Annotated in this window: 13 protein-coding genes and 2 pseudogenes; 9 read left to right on the top strand and 6 right to left on the bottom strand. The window is 60.3% G+C overall.

Annotation, left to right across the window (positions count from 1 at the left end):
• The first annotated feature begins 118 nt into the window (after window positions 1-118).
• Window positions 119-571, top strand: a complete 453-nt coding sequence (locus B0G75_RS13495; protein WP_106305888.1) for a DUF2844 domain-containing protein — start codon at window positions 119-121, stop codon at window positions 569-571.
• Between the two features lie 327 nt (window positions 572-898).
• Here the strand turns inward: B0G75_RS13495 and B0G75_RS41330 are convergent, their stop codons facing one another.
• Window positions 899-1,078 (bottom strand): hypothetical protein, encoded by a 180-nt coding sequence (locus tag B0G75_RS41330; RefSeq protein ID WP_258194487.1) that lies wholly within the window; start codon window positions 1,076-1,078, stop codon window positions 899-901.
• A 68-nt stretch (window positions 1,079-1,146) separates the two neighbouring features.
• Here B0G75_RS41330 and B0G75_RS13490 point away from each other — a divergent pair.
• The 7 genes and pseudogenes from B0G75_RS13490 to B0G75_RS13460 all read left to right on the top strand — a co-directional run.
• Window positions 1,147-2,238: pseudogene (locus tag B0G75_RS13490) on the top strand (DUF3443 domain-containing protein); the annotation flags it as partial.
• Between the two features lie 468 nt (window positions 2,239-2,706).
• Window positions 2,707-4,002, top strand: coding sequence for an urea ABC transporter substrate-binding protein (urtA, locus tag B0G75_RS13485; RefSeq protein ID WP_012432005.1), 1,296 nt, complete (start codon window positions 2,707-2,709; stop codon window positions 4,000-4,002).
• 210 nt (window positions 4,003-4,212) lie between these two features.
• Window positions 4,213-5,862, top strand: coding sequence for an urea ABC transporter permease subunit UrtB (gene urtB, locus B0G75_RS13480; RefSeq protein WP_106305881.1), 1,650 nt, complete (start codon window positions 4,213-4,215; stop codon window positions 5,860-5,862).
• Between the two features lies 1 nt (window position 5,863).
• Window positions 5,864-7,048, top strand: coding sequence for an urea ABC transporter permease subunit UrtC (gene urtC / locus B0G75_RS13475; protein ID WP_106305878.1), 1,185 nt, complete (start codon window positions 5,864-5,866; stop codon window positions 7,046-7,048).
• Entirely contained in the window at window positions 7,045-7,911 is an 867-nt protein-coding gene (urtD, locus tag B0G75_RS13470; RefSeq protein WP_106305876.1) for an urea ABC transporter ATP-binding protein UrtD, read from the top strand. Before urtC ends, urtD begins: the two co-directional genes overlap by 4 nt.
• A gap of 32 nt (window positions 7,912-7,943) precedes the next feature.
• Window positions 7,944-8,636: an urea ABC transporter ATP-binding subunit UrtE gene (gene urtE / locus B0G75_RS13465; RefSeq protein ID WP_106305873.1), complete on the top strand. Its 693-nt coding sequence runs from the start codon at window positions 7,944-7,946 to the stop codon at window positions 8,634-8,636.
• Window positions 8,637-8,752: 116 nt separating this feature from the next.
• Window positions 8,753-9,634: an urease accessory protein UreD gene (locus B0G75_RS13460; protein WP_106305870.1), complete on the top strand. Its 882-nt coding sequence runs from the start codon at window positions 8,753-8,755 to the stop codon at window positions 9,632-9,634.
• Window positions 9,635-9,684: 50 nt separating this feature from the next.
• On the opposite strand, the gene B0G75_RS40635 is transcribed toward B0G75_RS13460, so the two are convergent.
• Window positions 9,685-9,861, bottom strand: coding sequence for a hypothetical protein (locus B0G75_RS40635; RefSeq protein ID WP_181309260.1), 177 nt, complete (start codon window positions 9,859-9,861; stop codon window positions 9,685-9,687).
• Between the two features lie 13 nt (window positions 9,862-9,874).
• On the opposite strand from B0G75_RS40635, the pseudogene B0G75_RS42035 reads away from it, so the two are divergent.
• Window positions 9,875-9,943, top strand: a pseudogene (locus B0G75_RS42035) (hypothetical protein); the annotation flags it as partial.
• Window positions 9,944-10,737: 794 nt separating this feature from the next.
• Here the strand turns inward: B0G75_RS42035 and B0G75_RS13455 are convergent.
• From B0G75_RS13455 to B0G75_RS13440, 4 genes are all read right to left on the bottom strand, one after another.
• A complete protein-coding gene (locus tag B0G75_RS13455; protein ID WP_106305867.1) occupies window positions 10,738-11,007 on the bottom strand; it encodes a DUF6966 domain-containing protein in 270 nt (89 codons plus the stop codon).
• Complete coding sequence (locus B0G75_RS13450) at window positions 11,004-15,227, bottom strand: RHS repeat-associated core domain-containing protein (protein WP_106305864.1); 4,224 nt, start codon at window positions 15,225-15,227, stop codon at window positions 11,004-11,006. The genes B0G75_RS13455 and B0G75_RS13450 overlap by 4 nt, the downstream gene beginning before the upstream one ends.
• 85 nt (window positions 15,228-15,312) lie before the next feature.
• A complete protein-coding gene (locus B0G75_RS13445) occupies window positions 15,313-15,744 on the bottom strand; it encodes a DcrB-related protein (RefSeq protein WP_106305861.1) in 432 nt (143 codons plus the stop codon).
• Window positions 15,745-15,768: 24 nt separating this feature from the next.
• A complete protein-coding gene (locus B0G75_RS13440; RefSeq protein WP_106305858.1) occupies window positions 15,769-17,727 on the bottom strand; it encodes a type VI secretion system Vgr family protein in 1,959 nt (652 codons plus the stop codon).
• Window positions 17,728-17,800 lie beyond the last annotated feature (73 nt).

The following is a 17,800-nucleotide window of genomic DNA, read 5'->3' as shown; positions in this document are numbered from 1 at the left end:
ACGCCGCGCTATAGCGGCGTCTTCTCAAGCCATTTCCGATTTTCGATTGGGACTTTTCCAGCAGTCCCAATAACGCCCCGCTGGCACCATGCTCCGATCTGTCTTCTGGAGCAATGTGATGAATTTTTTGAAGCTCGCGCTGGCTGTGGCGGGCATGTTGCCGCTCGCCTCTTATGCGGCATTGGGTGGGGCGCCGGGTACGGGCGCGGCGTCGCAGTCGGTGCTCCGGTCAGCGGTTTCTCTGAACGCGTCCGCAGCGGCTACGCCGTACACGACGCGCACTACGTCTGGCGCCGACGGCGTCACGATTCATGAATACGTCTTGCCCAGCAACGTGGTATTTGCCGTCACCTGGCAAGGTCCGGTGCGCCCGGACATGAGCACACTGCTCGGCAGCTACTTTCCCAATTTCACGAATGCTGCCGCCCAACGTGCGCGTGGCGCCGGGCCGATGATCGAACATAACGGCGATTTCCATATCGAGTCAGCCGGCCGTGCGGGACGCTTTTTCGGCAAGGCGTATCTGCCGCGTCTGGTTCCCGTTAACGTTCGCGTGGAGCAACTGCAATGAAGCGGCGCGCAGACTCATTCAACACGCTAAACATGAAGGCATTGAATAAGACACTTTGCTGTGCGCTGGTGGGTGCCAGCCTGGCGTTATCTGCGTGCGGCGGCGGCAGTAGCGGCGATGATGGCAGCGGCAATGGAGCTAAGAATAGCGAAAAGCCGGCAGCGGGGTCCGCGGGAGCGACGCCGGCTTCGTCGTCGGGCGCGAGTGGAGCGTCTACTGCGACGGCGGCTCCCGCTCCGACGCCTACGCCTACGCCCGTTCCACAGCCAACGCCGGCGTCAACTCCGACGGCGACGCCAAAGCCGCCCCCCGCTCCGATACCAACTCCTACACCGACACCGACACCGACACCGACACCGACACCAACTCCGACTCCGACTCCGACTCCGACTCGGACTCCGACTCCGACTCTAACTCCGACTCCGACTCCAACTCCAACTCCGACTCCGACTCCAACTCCGACTCCGACTCCGACTCCGACTCCAACTCCGACTCCAACACCAACACCGACACCAACTCCAACCCCGACGCCGACGTCAACTCCAACCCCCACGCCAACCCCCACCTCCAACACCGCCCCCATCACCATCGAGCGCTGGACGGGCAACTACGCGAACATGCCGTACGTGACCGCGACGATCTGCATCCCAGGCGTTCAGGGCAGCAATCAATGCGCAACGGTCGATCACATGCAACTCGACACCGGCTCGGTCGGCGTGCGCGTGCTCGGCAGCGCGTTGGGGTCCGCGCTCGCCGGCCGCTTGCCGAAGCAATCCGGCGCCACCGACGATCCGACCGGCAACGCGTCGATCGCCGAATGCGCCGTGTTCGGCTCGGGCTATACGTGGGGGTCTATCAAGCGCGCGGACGTCACGATCGGCGGCAAGACTGCGGGCAACATGCCGCTGCAGGTGATTGCCGACGACCAGTACGCGACGCCCTCGGACTGCCAGTCACGCGGCGTCTACAACCTCGGCTCGGCAACGGCGCTCGGCGCGAATGGCGTGATCGGCATCGGCCCGGCGCAACGCGATTTCCCTGCGGCGGCGCAGACGGTACTGCCATCGGCTTATTACTACTGCACGTCCGCGACGTCATGCACGAGCACACGTGTTCCGCTCGACACGCAGGTCATGAATCCAGTCGCCGATTTCACCTCGGACAACAACGGCACGATCATCCGTCTGCCCGCGCTGCCCGCGGGCGGCCAGGCGAGCGTCACGGGCGAATTGGTGTTCGGCATCGGCACGCAGAAGAACAATGCCATGCCCTCGCAGCCGAACATTCTCGCGCTCGATCAGTACGGATATTTCTCGACCACGTACAAGGGCAACACGTTTAGCAGCGCCATCGACAGCGGTTCCAACGCGAACATCTTCGCGGACTACACGGTGCCCTATGCCGGCGACTGGTACGTGCCGACGACCACGCTCAGCCTGTCCGCCATGCTCACCGGCGCCGACAAAGCCGCATCCGTCAACGTACCGTTCTCGCTGGCTAACGGCTGGACCCTGCTGGCCAGTCAATACGCCGCTTACGACAGCCTGGGTTCGCCCTCGGCCGGCATGTTCATCTGGGGCCTGCCGTTCTTCTTCGGCCGAAGCGTGTACACCGTGATCAATAACGTGGTGGTCGGCAAACAACCAGCGCCGTTCATCGCCTTCTGATCGAAGTCGCGCCCCGCAAGTCCCTCAACAGGGAATCGAAATAGAAAACGGCCGGCGCCACATCGCGCCGGCCGTTCTGCGCCCCAACCGAACCGGCTTACTCCACTTACTCACCCACGTCGTAAAGATCTCATCGAGCCGCGCCTTAGTGTAGGCACGCTACACCGCATGCACAACGGCGCAGCAGCCATGCACCGCCGACGCCCGCTGGCGGATGCATGCGCTTCGTTGCGGCGCGACACGCACCCGAACGAGGCGCGCCGCGCGATGCTGCACCAATTCTGCGCCGCATCACGCATACGGCCGCCATCCCGCAGCCGCGTCACAGCATGCACTCCACGCCGTCCAAGTCGAATTTACTGCATGGCATGTGCCTTGCAGTACACAAGCGGCAAGTCATGCGGGATAAGCCCTGCTGGCTGAAATCGACGCCCATAAACAGTCACCATCAATGGCAAGGGGATATACATGAAACGTCGCAGTCTGTTGAAGTTCGGCTCCATGTCGGGCGCGTTGGCGCTTGCAGGTCAGGTTCCGTTTGCGCAGGCGCAGTCCAGTGGTCCGATCAAGGTAGGTATCCTGCATTCGCTGTCGGGCACGATGGCGATCTCGGAGACATCGCTCAAGGACACCGCGTTGATGACCATTGCGGACATCAACAAGAACGGCGGCGTGATGGGCCGTCAACTGGAACCGGTGGTGGTCGACCCCGCTTCGAACTGGCCGCTCTTCGCTGAAAAAGCGCGTCAGCTGATCACGCAGGACAAGTGCGCCGTGGTGTTCGGCTGCTGGACTTCCGTGTCGCGCAAATCGGTGCTGCCGGTGTTCGAGGAACTGAACGGCCTGTTGTTCTACCCCGTGCAATACGAAGGCGAGGAAATGTCGCGCAACGTGTTCTACACGGGCGCAGCGCCGAATCAGCAGGCGATTCCGGCGACCGAATACCTGATGAGCGCGGAAGGCGGCGGCGCCAAGCGCTTCTTCCTGTTGGGCACCGACTATGTGTACCCCCGCACGACCAACAAGATCCTGCGCGCGTTCCTCAAGTCGAAGGGCGTGCAGGAAGCCGATATCCAGGAGGTCTACACGCCGTTCGGCCACAGCGACTATCAGACCATCGTCGCGAACATCAAGACCTTCTCGCAAGGCGGCAAGACCGCGGTGATCTCGACGGTGAACGGCGACTCGAACGTGCCGTTCTACAAGGAGCTGGGCAACCAGGGGCTGAAGGCGTCGGACGTGCCGGTCGTCGCGTTCTCGGTCGGCGAGGAAGAACTGCGCGGTATCGATACGAAGCCGCTGGTCGGCAACCTGGCTGCGTGGAACTATTTCATGTCGCTGCGCAACCCGGCCAACGAGAAGTTCAAGAAACAATGGGCCGCATGGGTCGCGCAGAACAACCTGCCGGGCGGCACCAAGCGCGTGACCAACGACCCGATGGAAGCGACCTTCGTCGGCATCCATATGTGGAAGCAGGCGGTTGAGAAGGCCAAGAGCACGGAAGTGGACAAGGTGCGCGTGGCGATGGTTGGCCAGACCTTCGCGGCGCCGTCGGGCTTCACGCTCGAAATGGACGGCAATCACCATCTGCACAAGCCAGTGATGATCGGTGAAGTGCGTGCCGATGGTCAGTTCAACGTGGTGTGGCGGACCAAGACCGCGATTCGCGCGCAGCCGTGGAGCCCGTTCATTGCCGGCAATTCGAGCAAGCCGGACGTGGTCAGTTCGATTCCGGCGTTCCTGAAGCGCTCGCGCGTCGCCTGACAGGAAGGCGTGCCGCGGTGGCGAAGCTAGCCGACGCGGCACGTTGATTTGCCGATTGCAATCCCGCGACGGGCGCGCCCACCGCACCCGCGTTCGTGCCTTGATCGGACGTCCGAAAGGCACGACCCTCGCGCGCAGCAACTCGACGGCGCGGCAACGGCGCTTGCCCACATGCCGCGCCGCCCTGCCGGATTTTCTTCAAAGGCCACCATGGCGTTTTCCATCCTCACAGACGCACGAACACTGGCACGACGACTCGCGCGACGCGGCGTCGCCGGCGTGACGCTCGTGCTGCTCGCCGGCGCACCGCTGGCCGCCTTCGCGCTGACCCAGGCCGATGTCGCGCCGCTCGCCGCCGACGACTTCGACGCGAAGTCCGCGGCCATCGACAAACTGATCGCCAATCACGACAAAGAATCGATGGCGGTTCTCAAAGCGCTCTCCGAAGACAGCGCACTCGCCACCGACGCAGGCGCCGTGCTGCTTCAAGACGGCGATACGGCGAAAGACGCGGTGACCGGCAAGACCGTCGCCGCGGGCGATGCGCAGCCGGTCACGCTGAACAATCTGCTGCGCTCGAAAGTCGCCGGCGCGCTGTCCGGCCTGCAACTCGATTCGCCGGACAAGGCCGCGCGTGACGCCGCGATCACCTCGTTGCTGCAGAATCCGGACCCGTCGATCAAACCGCTCGTCGACGCGGCTCGCGCGAAGGAAACCGATCCCGCGTTGAAGAAGCGCCTCGACACGCTGTGGGCGATGACGGCCCTGCACGATGCCGATGCGGCCAAACGCCTGGAAGCCGTGCAACTGGTCGCCGCGCGCCACGACCTCGACATGAACGAACTGCTGCGGCCGCTCGTCGCGAAGAAGCCGGACGGCACCTTCAACGAGCCCGACGATCGCGTGCGCGCCGCCGCACAAAGCGGCATCGACGAACTCGACGCGATCCAGCGCCGCAGCCAGATTGCCGGCACGCTGTTCGCGGGTTTGTCGCTCGGCAGCGTGCTGCTGCTCGCCGCGCTGGGTCTCGCCATCACGTACGGACTGATCGGCGTGATCAACATGGCGCACGGCGAATTCCTGATGATCGGCGCCTATGCCACCTACGTCGTGCAGAATCTCTTTCAGCGCTTCGCGCCCGGCGCATTCGACTGGTATCCGCTGCTCGCCATTCCGGCTTCGTTCGTCGCCGCGGGCCTGGTGGGCATCGTGCTCGAACGGCTGGTGCTTAAGCATCTGTACGGCCGTCCGCTCGAAACGCTGCTGACCACCTTCGGCGTCAGCCTGATCCTGATTCAGGCGACGCGCATGCTGTTCGGCGCGCAGAACGTGCAGGTGGTCAACCCGGCATGGATGAGCGGCGGCGTCACCGTCCTGCCGAATCTGATCCTGCCGTACAACCGGCTCGCAATTCTCGCGTTCTCGCTGATCGTGGTCGGCATCGCGTGGACCGTACTCACGAAGACGCGTCTCGGCCTCTTCGTGCGCGCCGTCACGCAGAACCGCCGGATGGCGGCCTGCGTCGGCGTGAAGACCGCACGGGTCGATTCGTATGCGTTCGCGTTCGGCGCGGGCATCGCGGGTCTGGGCGGCTGTGCGCTTTCGCAGATCGGCAATGTCGGGCCGGACCTCGGCCAGAGCTACATCATCGATTCGTTCATGGCCGTGGTGCTCGGCGGTGTCGGTCAACTGGCCGGCACGGTGATCGGCGGCTTCGGCCTCGGGCTCATCAGCAAGGCAATCGAACCGTTCTGGGGCGCGGTTCTCGCGAAGATCGCGGTGCTCGTGCTGATCGTCCTGTTCATCCAGAAGCGTCCGCAGGGCATGTTCGCCCTCAAGGGCCGTAGCGCGGAGGCATGAGATGACATCGGCAACTTCATCGGCTCACGTCGGCGCAACGAGCGGTGGCGCCAGCGCCGGACGCGAGTCGCAATCCGGTTTCGCGCTCGGCCTGCCGCCGCGTCCCGCGCTATTGTCACGGCGCGCGTGGCTCGCGCTGATCGCGTTGATCATCGTCTTCGGTTTGGGCGTGCCGTTCGCCACGCTAGTCGTGCCGGAAACGAGCGCGCTGCATCTGTCCGCCTACGCGATGACGATCACGGGCAAGTTCATGTGCTACGCGATCGCGGCGCTGGCGCTCGATCTCGTGTGGGGTTATTGCGGGATTCTGAGCCTCGGCCACGCGCTGTTCTTCGCGCTCGGCGGCTACGCGATCGGCATGTATCTGATGCGCTCGATCGGCCACGAAGGCAAGTACGGCAGCGACCTGCCCGACTTCATGGTGTTCCTCGACTGGCATCAACTGCCGTGGTACTGGCAAGGCACGCAACACCTCGGCTACGCGCTGCTGCTGGTGGTGCTGGTGCCGGCGGTAGTCGCGTGGGTATTCGGCTTTTTCACGTTCCGTTCGCGGGTGAAGGGCGTGTATCTGTCGATCATCACGCAGGCAATGACCTTCGCCGCGATGCTGCTGTTCTATCGCAACGAAACGGGCTTCGGCGGCAATAACGGCTTTACCGATTTCAAGCGCATCGGCGGCTTTCCGATCACGCATCCGGGCACACGCACTGCCCTGCTGCTGATCACGTTTGCCGTGCTGATTCTCGCGTTTCTCGGCGCGCGGGCCATCGTCACCTCGAAGCTCGGCCGCGTGGTGACCGCGGTGCGCGACGGCGAAACGCGTTTGATGTTCCTCGGCTATAGCCCGCTTGCGTACAAGCTGTTCGTGTGGACCGTGTCGGCCGTGTTGTGCGGCATCGCCGGCGCGTTGTATGTGCCGCAGGTCGGCATCATCAATCCCGGTGAAATGTCGCCGGGCAACTCGATCGAAATGGCGATCTGGGTCGCCGTGGGCGGACGCGGCACGCTGATCGGCCCGATCATCGGCGCCTTCGCGGTGAATGGCGCGAAGAGCTTTTTCACGGCGAACTTCCCTGAATACTGGCTGTTCTTTCTCGGTCTGATTTTCGTGCTGGTCCCGCTGTTCCTGCCGAACGGCATCATGGGGCTGATCGAACTCGTGACGCGCAAGAGGAACCGCTCATGAATGAAAACCCGATGGTTCCTGATCTGGCCTTACCGGAAGAACCCGCTGAAGAAACCTCGTTGAGCGGCGTCGCGAGCATGGGCCGCACGGTCGTGCCCGGCGAGATCGACGTATCGCACGGCACGATCCTGTATCTCGAAGACGTGACCGTGAGCTTCGACGGTTTTCGGGCGTTGAATGCACTGACGCTGACCATCGACGCCGGCGAATTGCGTTGCATCATCGGTCCGAACGGCGCCGGCAAGACGACGATGATGGACGTCATCACCGGCAAGACGGAGCCGGATTCCGGCAAGGTGTATCTCGGCCAGTCGATCGATCTGACGCGGATGAACGAGCCGTCCATCGCGCGTGCGGGCATCGGGCGCAAGTTTCAGAAGCCCACGGTGTTCGAACAGCACCCCGTGTGGGAAAACCTCGAACTCGCGATGAAGGCCGACAAGGGATGGTGGGCTTCGTTGCGCGCGCGTCTGGATCGCGAGGCGCAAGCACGCATTGAAGAGACGCTGGCGCTGATCGGCCTCGAGAGCGAAGCACGGCGGCTTGCCGGCGAACTATCGCATGGACAGAAGCAACGGCTCGAAATCGGTATGTTGCTGATGCAGCAGCCGGCACTGCTGCTGCTCGACGAACCGGCCGCCGGCATGACCGACGACGAAACCATGCAACTCGCCGAGTTGCTCAATCATCTGCGCGGCACCTGTTCGATGATGGTCGTCGAGCACGATATGGAGTTCGTGGCGGCGCTCTCGGGCGCGGCCGGCAAGGTCACGGTGATGGCCGAAGGGCGCGTGCTCGCTCACGGCACACTCGACGAAGTGAAACGCGACGAGACGGTCATCGAGTCTTATCTGGGCCGGTGAAACGGACTGCCGTAATAAAAGGTTGAACCGACATGCTAGAAGTAGAAAACCTGAACCAGTACTACGGCGGCAGCCACATTCTGCGCGATGTGAAGCTCACCGTGCCCGACGGCAAACTCACTGTTCTGCTCGGCCGTAACGGTGTGGGCAAGACCACGCTGCTGCGTTGCCTGATGGGCGTCGTGCAGACGAAGAGCGGCTCGATCGCCTGGCGCGGTGCGCCGATCACCAAACTGCCGACTTACTCGCGTGTGGAGAAAGGCCTCGCTTATGTGCCGCAGGGGCGCGATATCTTTCCGCGCTTGACCGTCGAAGAGAATCTGCTGGTCGGGGCCGCCAGCAAGAAGGCGCCCAAGAAGATCCCGGATCGTATCTACGAGTTATTTCCGGTGCTGAAGGATATGCGCAGCCGGCGCGGTGGGGATCTGTCGGGCGGTCAACAGCAGCAGCTTGCGATTGGCCGGGCGTTGATGAGCGATCCGCAATTGCTGATTCTCGACGAACCTACCGAAGGCATTCAGCCGTCGATCATTCAGGATATCGGCCGCACGCTGCGTCAACTGGTCGAGGAAATGGGCATGACGGTGCTGCTCGTCGAGCAGTATTACGACTTTGCCAAGGACATCGCTGATCGGTATTGGGTGATGAGCCGCGGCGAGATCATCGCGGGCGGTGAAGGCGCCAATATGGATACGGATGGCGTGCGGACGTTGATCGCCGTGTGAGCGGCATTCGGAAACCCGCGTGATATTCTCGTCGCATCCTGTGGCGACGCGGTTTAGCGTTGTCTGACGTGCGCAGGCACGCTTTGTTTTTCTCTGTTCGGTCGCATTTCCATCGCATGTCGGTTCACGAAAATCACGTCACGCTCGCTGCCGCTCAAGACGGCGCGCATTCGCTATGGCGCGCGCGCCTTGAACTTGGGTTCGTCAAGCATGGCGAGCGGACTACGCTCAAGCATCGGCTGCACGACGGGCCGTTGCGGGTTCAAAGACCGCTTTATCCTGAAGGACACGGTATCTGTCATGCGGTGATCGTGCACCCGCCCGGCGGAATCGCGGGTGGGGATCGGCTTGCTATTGATGTCGATGTCGGCGCAGATGCGCACGCTGTCATCACCACGCCGGGGGCGACCAAGTGGTACAAGTCCAATGGACGCGAGGCGCAGCAGCGGATCGCGGTGCGTGTCGGCGAACGGGCTAAGCTCGACTGGCTGCCGCAGAATAATATCGTTTTCGATCATGCAAACGCGGAGCTGGATTTTGCGTTGACGCTGGCGCGCGACGCCACTGCGATCGGCTGGGATGCGACGCAGCTCGGGCGCCAGGCTGCGGGTGAGCGGTGGTCGGATGGGAGTTTGCGTGCAGTTTCGCGGATTGTTGGGGCTGACGGCGAGTTGCTGTGGTTCGAGCGCGCGAGTTTTGAGGCGAATGATTCACTACGCGATGCTGCTCAAGGGCTGGCGGGGTTTCCTGCGTATGGGACGCTTTGGGCTGTCGGGGCGGCTTGCGATGATGCGCTTGCTGAGGCGTTGACGGCTCAATTGCCATTCGATGATTCGGTGCGGATGGCGGCTTCTTGTGTGACTTCTGGAGTGCTCGTCGTGCGGGGGGTTTCGAGGTCGATGGAATTGCTGCAGCGGGCGTTTGTGAAATGCTGGATTGAGTTGCGGCCGGTGGTGCATGGGGTGGGGGGAAGGCCGTTGCGGATTTGGGCGACTTGAGGGGGCCGGCGCGTTGTGGGTGAAGTCGTGGTTCGCGTTGTTTGCGTTGGTTAGTTCGCTTGTTGTCTGCGCGCGTCGTGATGATAGGCAAGCGTGTGCGCCGGCTGGTCGGTGTGACGCCCGGCCTGCCCGCACGGTATGTAGTCCCACAGCAAGGCGTATCCCAGCGCGTTGCTGTGTCGGCTGATCTGGTCCAGCGCGTTGTACTCGAACTTACTTTGTGTCACCTGACCCAGTGCGGGGTTTCAAGCAGGGCAACGTGTAAAAATCCGTGTTGAACACGGACGGCTGACTATCAGCGCCGAATAAAAGACAAAGGGCCGTTCACAGTCGGCCCTTTGCTCTTCAATCCATCGAAATTTCCGCTGCATCAGAAAATTTGGGAATCTTCAAGAAATTTCTCTCTCGTTTTGTTAAAAACTTTCAACCATAATATCTGCTTGATAGCCGCCATTTTCCCCAGGCATTCTGTGCTAAATATCCAAATATTTACATCTTTCTTTACTTATTTATTATTTTTTTATTTTGCCAGCACTTCGAATTTTGTCAGTATAAAAATACGCAATGATCCGCAATTCCACATCCGTCTTTTCGTCAAAGACAAGCATACCCAGCTTCAAACAGTTGCAGTCTATCTCGATCGATTCAATAGACGAATCGTGTAACGTTTTTACATTTCAAATGATCAATCGATCTCATTTAACATCCGCCGGCCCTGTTTGCACGGCTTCACATCCTGACCGGTTTGACTCAATATGGATGCCAATCTTAAAGCACGCCCGAAGAAACCCGAACACCCCACCGCTTTCTACATGACCCTGCAGAGCCTGGCCGAACGGCCAGCCTCCCAGCGACCCTGTATGCCTGGATGGACGTCATCGATAAGCATGTCGTACTGTTCGGCTTCAAACCGATGAGCGCGTCTATCTCTGCTTCGACCATCGCTATCGCCAGATCTTCATCTGGACCTGACTTCGATCAGCGGGAGCAGTGCGGAACACGCAAGCTTTGAAACAGGGAAGATTGACCAGCATCGCCGATCGACACACAAGGGCTACGCATTGAGCGGCCCTTGATGAACACACCAAGGCACCCTTGATAGTTTAATGACAAAGCTTATATAGCTCAGCCTTTAAAGCATCCAACTCGTTGTTCTCTCGTATTAATGGCTGTCCGTTCCTGTATAAGACCAAATCATTTAATGAACCCATGCCTCCGTACATTGCATTTATCTGCGCGCAAACGTCGTCTGGGTTGTTTGCAAGCTGCAGCAAGCAACGATTAAGAGCATTTGCCCAATCGCTCGCGGCCCCATTTTTCAATAAAGCGATCATTCTCGCAAGCACCACTTCTGTACGTTGGATATCCATCATTTGAGAACGTAAGAATTAATTATTTCGACGCCGTCAATGGTCCACGGCTTTGGCACTACTATTTGCTGTGTTCCCCCAACATAAAATCCACCCTGCGAACCGACTTCGCCCACATAAACCTGCGTTCCAGCAGGAATCTTTACGGCGAATGCAGTATCAATTGGAGACGTAGCTCCGCCAGGCCAGGTCGGCAGAACAGCTTTATCTATACGTGTTTGCAGTACTCCAACAGGAGCTTCTTGGCTGAAAAATTGGCCAAGTGGTCTTTCAGCCGTACCAGCACGATATAGCACCGTGTCCTTACCGAGCGTTACCGCTTCATATCTACCTCCGGCGAAAGTGGCGGCCAAGTCATCGGAAAGTGGCCCCGGCTTTATCGCTGAATAGCTTCCCCTCGCCCCGCCAAGCGGTGCCGCATTTTCACATGACAACCCAAGCGGATCAATCCATCCCGCGGGATTCGGCGCATACGCATAAAGATTAAATCCCCCCGCCAACCCGATCGGATCCTGACTGACAAACCGTCCCGTTCCCGGATCATAGTACCGGAACGTGTTGTAATGCAGTCCGGTTTCTTCGTCCGCATACTGCCCCGCAAACCGCAGTGCCTCGTCGAACGGCCTGTCGTCGAGCCACTCCGTTCCCCTGTACTCCCCGAAGCCCGTAAAACCCGGCTCCCACACGACCTCGCCGTTTGCCCCCGTCACGTCGTACACCTGACCATTGTCGTGCGCATGGTGATGCCACACGATGCGCCGGCCACCCGTACGGCACTGTCCGTCGACACTGACAACAGGCTGATCCACCCGCGCCATCGGCCGGTACGGCGAATCGGGTGAGTAGACATACGTGCGCACTGTCTCATCGCGCAGCACCTGCACCATGCGCATGCCTTCCCACATGAAGCGCGTCTCCTCCACGAGCGCCGTGCCGTCCGCTGCCGTGCGACGCGCGACCTTGCCCGTTCGCCGGCCGATCGCATCGTAGTGATAAGCCGTGCTGTGCCAGCCATGCCGGCCCTGACCCGACGCGCGCACCATCCGCCCCTCGTCGTCATGGACGAAGTCCTGGGCCAGCCCATCCCGCACCCGGCGCGTAAGCCGCCCGAAGCCGTCGTAGCTGTAGCCCGTCTGCCGGAAACGGCTGAGCAGATCGTCCAGAATCCGGCTCGCCGCGCTGTCACGCGTCGCGTCGATGAGGTTGTCAGCAGCGTCGTAGAGGTAGCTCTCGTTCAGCCCGTTGCCGTCGTGATAGCCCGTCATCCGGCCCATCACGTCGTACGTGTAATGGACCGTGCTGCGCGAGCGCGCACCGCTGCCTTGCCGGACCACCTGATGCAGATTGCCGGCAAGATCGTACTGATAGGCCGATCCGAGCGGATCGTTGTCCGCCATTCCCTCGCGTCCCGAGCGTTCGCTCAGCCGCGACACCGTGCGCCCGCGCGGATCGTAAGTCGTGCGGCAGACACGCGGCCCCTGCGTGCGCTGCACTTCGCGGTGCAGCGCATCGCGCTCGATATCGCTGAGCGTTTCACCGTCCAGGCTGATCTGGTGCACGTGCCCCGAGCCGTAGTGCAGCATCGAAATCCGCTGACCCAGAGGAAGCCTACGTTCGGTCACATTGCCGAGCGCGTCATGGCGCGACTCCGAACGCTGGCCGTCCACGGTTTCCGCCAGCAACCGGCCCAGCGCGTCGTACTCAAACGTCACTTCACAGGGCTCGATGCCCAGCGCCATGCCGGCAGCGCACGGCTGCCGGCGAACCGCCGTCACGCGGTCGAGCGGGTCATGGACGTAGCGGGTAGTCGCGCACCTGCCGTGCTTTCCGATCAGCCGCCCGGCGGCGTCCCGCTCCAGACCGATCGTTTCCGATTCACCGTGCCGGCCCGTCATCGTTTGCGCGATCATTTCGCCGTTCGGGTTGTAGCGCAACTCGCGCCGCACGCCGTTCAGGCGGACCTCGGCGGTCAGACGACCCGCAGCGTCATAGCTAAAGTCGTAGCTCGCCCCGTTCGCATTGGTCAGCCTCACCAGTTGTCCATGCGCGTCGTAACGATAGGCAAGCGTGCGCCCCAGCCGATCCGTGTAACGCTCGGCCTGCCCGCGCGGCGTGTAGTCCCACCGCGAGACGTATCCCAACGCGTTGCTGTGCCGGCTGATCTGGCCCAGCGCGTTGTACTCGAATGTCTCGCGCGTGCCGTCGGCATGAACCACCGTGCCGACCGCGCCGGTGGCATTGCGCAGTAACTGCGTCACCTGCCCCAGCGCATCGGTCTGGCGTACCAGTTCGCTGTCGTCGTTCCACGCATAGCGCGTGGTCGAGCCCGAGCAGTCCGTGCGGCTCAGCAGCAGACCGTAGCGATCGTCGTAGGTGAAGCTGTTCGTGCCGCCCCGCTCGTCGGTGTAGCAGGTGAGCAGTCCGCGCCCGTCGTGCTCGAACCGCGCCACCTGACCGAGCGGATCGATCCGTTCGACTGGCAGACCCTGTTCCGTATGGTTCCACTGCCAGACGCTGCCGTCAGGCAGTGTGTTGCTCGACAGTCGCAGCGTTTTGAGGTGATACGTGCTTTGCCAGACCCGGCCGGTGGCGTCCACTGTTTTCGTAATTCGCCCGAGTGCGTCGTAATTGAGACGCTGCGACCTCCCGCCCGGAGACTCGATGCGCACCAGCTGCTGGTGCGCGTCATATTCGAACTGATAGCGCGCACCCAGATAGTCGGTCCATTGCGTGACCAGGCTGTCCGCGTCGTACTCCCAGTGCTGCGTGCCGAGCGCTTCGCTGCTGATGCTCGCGCGCCTCGACTCGATGTCGTACGCGAACGTGTACCGCTCGCCGGAATCCGTGGCATGTTCAACCACCCGCCACTCGTCACCATATCGCGCGTAACGGTAGCTGCAAGTAAAGCCAAGCGCATTGGCATGCCGGACCATCAATCCGGCGGCATAGGCGAACTGTCGCACCAGCGTGTCGGTTCGATCGCGCACGCGGATAAGTTGTCCATTTTCATCGTAGCCGTAACGGACAAGACTGCGCCGCGTCCCGTCGATGCGGTCCACGCCGATCAAGCGGCCATCGGCATGCAGCAATTCAAGGATCACATCCGCGTCGTTGCGCACCCCGACGAGTGCGCCGCCCGAGTCTCGACGGAACTCGATGAAGTGTCCGAACTTGTCCTCGATACGCTCCAGTACGTGTCGGCCGTTCAGCGGATGCACGCTGAATCCGTAAAAGATTTCGTCGAGGCCGTTTAGAACATAGCGGCCGTCCAACGCGTGAGACAGATAGAGTTGCTCGAACGAGTTGTACTGGTACTGACCGGCCGGGATATCGTCGAAGCCAACTTCGCGCCCCTGAAATCCGACATATTCGAGACCGCGGCTACTGCGTTTCAGGTGAATGTCCCAGTTATGCTGCCAGCCGCGGCCCAACATGCCGCACGTATCGATCGCACTGGAATACGAGCGTGAACCAAAGAACGGCAAGAGGCCGGGCAACTCGAAATCCAGCTCGTTGACGAGAACTTTCTGACCGGTCGGCACATGGACGGGATGACCGAACAGCCCGGACACGCCCTCCGAGACTTTGGAACCCACGTAGATTCCCGCAACCTGGCCAGCGAGAAACTTCAAGACACACGGACATGTCGCTTTCATGCCGTTTTTTAGCGCGCCCGCCAAGCCGCCTGCAACGCCCGCGACCAGAAACAACGCGTTCTTGAAATTGACTGCCCACGCCGGTATTTCACTGGCTACCGCTATCTCACAGGCTTTGTCGCTGCCGAAGAATACGTTCTTCGACCCTTTCTCAATCGTCGCGCCACATTGAATGTCGTCGCCTTTACGTGCGGCGACGTGCTGGTTAATAAATACGGTACTGGATCCACATGCCGCCAGTTCGTGCGGCGTATCGTGATCGCACGCGGCGGCACTGATTTTGGCGGGAACGGCTGCCCGCCCGTTGACAAACACATTCGCCGAACCTTCCGTAATACTGCCGGTTGTACTCGTAAACAGGCTGCCCAATTGGGTCGCAATATTGACTATCTGTTCCGCAATCATGCTGGCCATAAAGCCGGCAATAAATCCAACAAGAAGCGGACAACTGAACGTCAACATTGCAACGGCAAAAATCAGCGCTGCCCCAAGGATCGCGCCGATCAGAAAACCAGCCAGGGCCGACGTGTGTTGTATCTCGTCTCCGACACGTGCTGCTTCAAACATGCTCTTCCTCTAGACGCGACTCTCGAATACTGTGCACCGGCAGTGGCGCAAACAGGTCGGCTGGACAAACGACAATGAAAATCGATCAGGCGGGTACGAATGTATCGGTCATCCGCCGCCAGATCGCGAGTTGCTCTGAGGTGAATGGGACGGTATTGGTCGCCGTGAAGATGAGTGCCCTGTCGTTGGCCATAAAGACCGCGCATTGGCGTTGATAGACAGACTTTCCATTACTCTGATAGCGGGTTTCGATTTCGATGCCGTCCGCGCGGCATCCCGCAAGCACAACTGCTTCACGTGAAGTAACAGACAAGCCCTTGATCTTCCGCTTTAGCAAAGCGATCTGGCGACTCACATAATCATCGAGTGTTTCGCCGTTTCGCGCGGTGTCTCGCGCGACCTGGAGATTGGACAGGCCATTCGTCATCGGCTCCTGTACGAAAATATTTACTGTCCGGTCGCTATAGCCGGCGGGCAAGGTGATCCTGCCTTCATGCATTGTGTAGTGCACTGTCATTGTCTGTTGGCTGTTCAGAGGCAGTTAGCAGTTCAGATAGATCTTGCTGCCTTTCATGTTCGTTTCGGCGGAAGATTGACTTTCGATAGTCTTTGAAATCAGTCTGATTAACTTCGGAGTCAGGACGACAGTCGTTCCCTGGACAACGAGCTTGATCTGCGTCTTCGCGGAGATTGTCACGGTGCCCTTTTCGGACGTCACACTGACGTTGCCGTCCGTCGAAATTTGGGAAATATCGTGTTTGATCGTCTCCATGTGTTGCCCGTTGACCGTCTGCGTCCGGTCGCCCTGCACCGTTGTCACTTCCTGCCCGTTGACGATCTTGGTCCGATCCGTTCCCACCACATGAGTTTCGTTATTCTTCACAGTGGTGTTCATATCCTTCTCCGCCTGGATCATGAACTCTTCCGCACCCTGCTTATCCTCGAAGCGAATACCGCTGTAGTTGGACTTGCCGCCCTTCATCGAACGGCTGATGATCCCGCTTTGCGTTGCATTGCCCGGTAGATCCCAAGGCGGCATCGAGAAGGCATTGAAAACACGCCCCGTTACAAGCGGCCGGTCGGGATCGCCATTGACAAAATCCACGATCACTTCCTGACCCACGCGCGGTATGTTCACGCCGCCGAAGTTGCTGCCCGCCCATGGATAGGACACACGTATCCAGCAAGACGAGTTCTGGTCTTTCACACCTGATCGATCCCAGTGAAAACTCAACTTCACGCGACCGTACTGGTCGGTCCAGATTTCCTGCCCCGGGGGTCCCGTGACGATCGCCGTTTGTGGTCCGCTGGTGCGTGGTCTCGGATATTGTTTGCTCGACGGCCGAAACACCGTTGTCGCGGGCTGGACCGTGAACGACGTGCTGAAAGAGTACTCGCCGGCGCCGCTTGCCTCTCCGGCTTCCGTTGCGAAGAACGAGGCGCCGATCACCAGATATTCCCGGTTTGCCGCCTCGTGCGGATAACCGTTTAGATGAAAGGTCGTCCCGCACACCACGTCGCGCAAGTTGCCGCTACCCGACGCACGCTCGCCCTGTGCCCGCACTTCTTCCATACGCAAGCGCGCGAGCTGCTCTCCGTGCCCAGGGTCGGTGTAATCTCCCGGCCATTCGTAGCGTTCGAAGTTGTTATGCGCTGTCTCCTGGGGCAATTCGTTCTGCACGGTCAGGCGCGCCGCAGGTTTCTTGAAGTCGAAGTCGTTCGTCGTCCAACGGCCCGACTGGAGCGCGCCGCCCGTGTCGAAAGCGTGGATATATTCCTGATCGATCTTGTGCCCCGGCGGGTAATACCACAAGTTCTGATAGGCGACGCTCTCTACCGGTTTGTGCGCGCCGAGCTGATCCACGAGCACCATCCGGTGAAACGTATTCGAGTGCTCGAAGAACCAATAAATGCCATGCTCGGCCATTAATCGCTGAATGAAATAAAAATCCGTTTCTCCGTACTGAACCTGATAGTCCAGCACGGGATACGAGCCACTCAGACGCAGGTCGTACGAGTACATGTATTTGTCAAACACGTTCTCGATGATCTCGACGACCGTCTTGCGCTGGAATATCCGGAAATCCGACCTCTGGTCGGCCAGCCAGATCCAGGGCTTCAGCACCAGGTTGTAATTGCTGTGTTGGTCGGTCTGATTCGCGTAACGGGCTTCCGTCACTATGCCGCTTATCTCGCGGATGCCCGCCCCGATATTGCCCATTCCCCCCATTCCTTCAATCCCGGCCATGAATGTTCCCATGCCGTCCAACTGGATCGTGACGGTCACCTCTTTGCCGATCATCGATTTCAGGTCGAGATTGGCGGCCTCTTCCGCGGGAATTCCGAGTGGCGTGCGGCACGACAGCGAGTAGCGGTAGATCTCCGAAATGATTTCGGCGCCTTGTATCGCTTTTAACTCCAACAGCGGCTCGTTCATGGACGACAGCGGGATTGCCGGCCCATCCATGGTAACGGTACGGCTTGTCAGCAAATTAAGCATAACGAATCTATTAAGATAGTGTTTTCACTTCAATTTACGGTTTGCGGCTGAGAGATCGCTACCGCCGCACAAT

Source organism: Paraburkholderia sp. BL18I3N2, from assembly GCF_003001875.1.
Classification (GTDB): domain Bacteria; phylum Pseudomonadota; class Gammaproteobacteria; order Burkholderiales; family Burkholderiaceae; genus Paraburkholderia; species Paraburkholderia phytofirmans.
The sequence above is the reverse complement of the archived record's forward strand: the minus strand, read 5'-3'. Positions and strand labels throughout refer to the sequence as shown.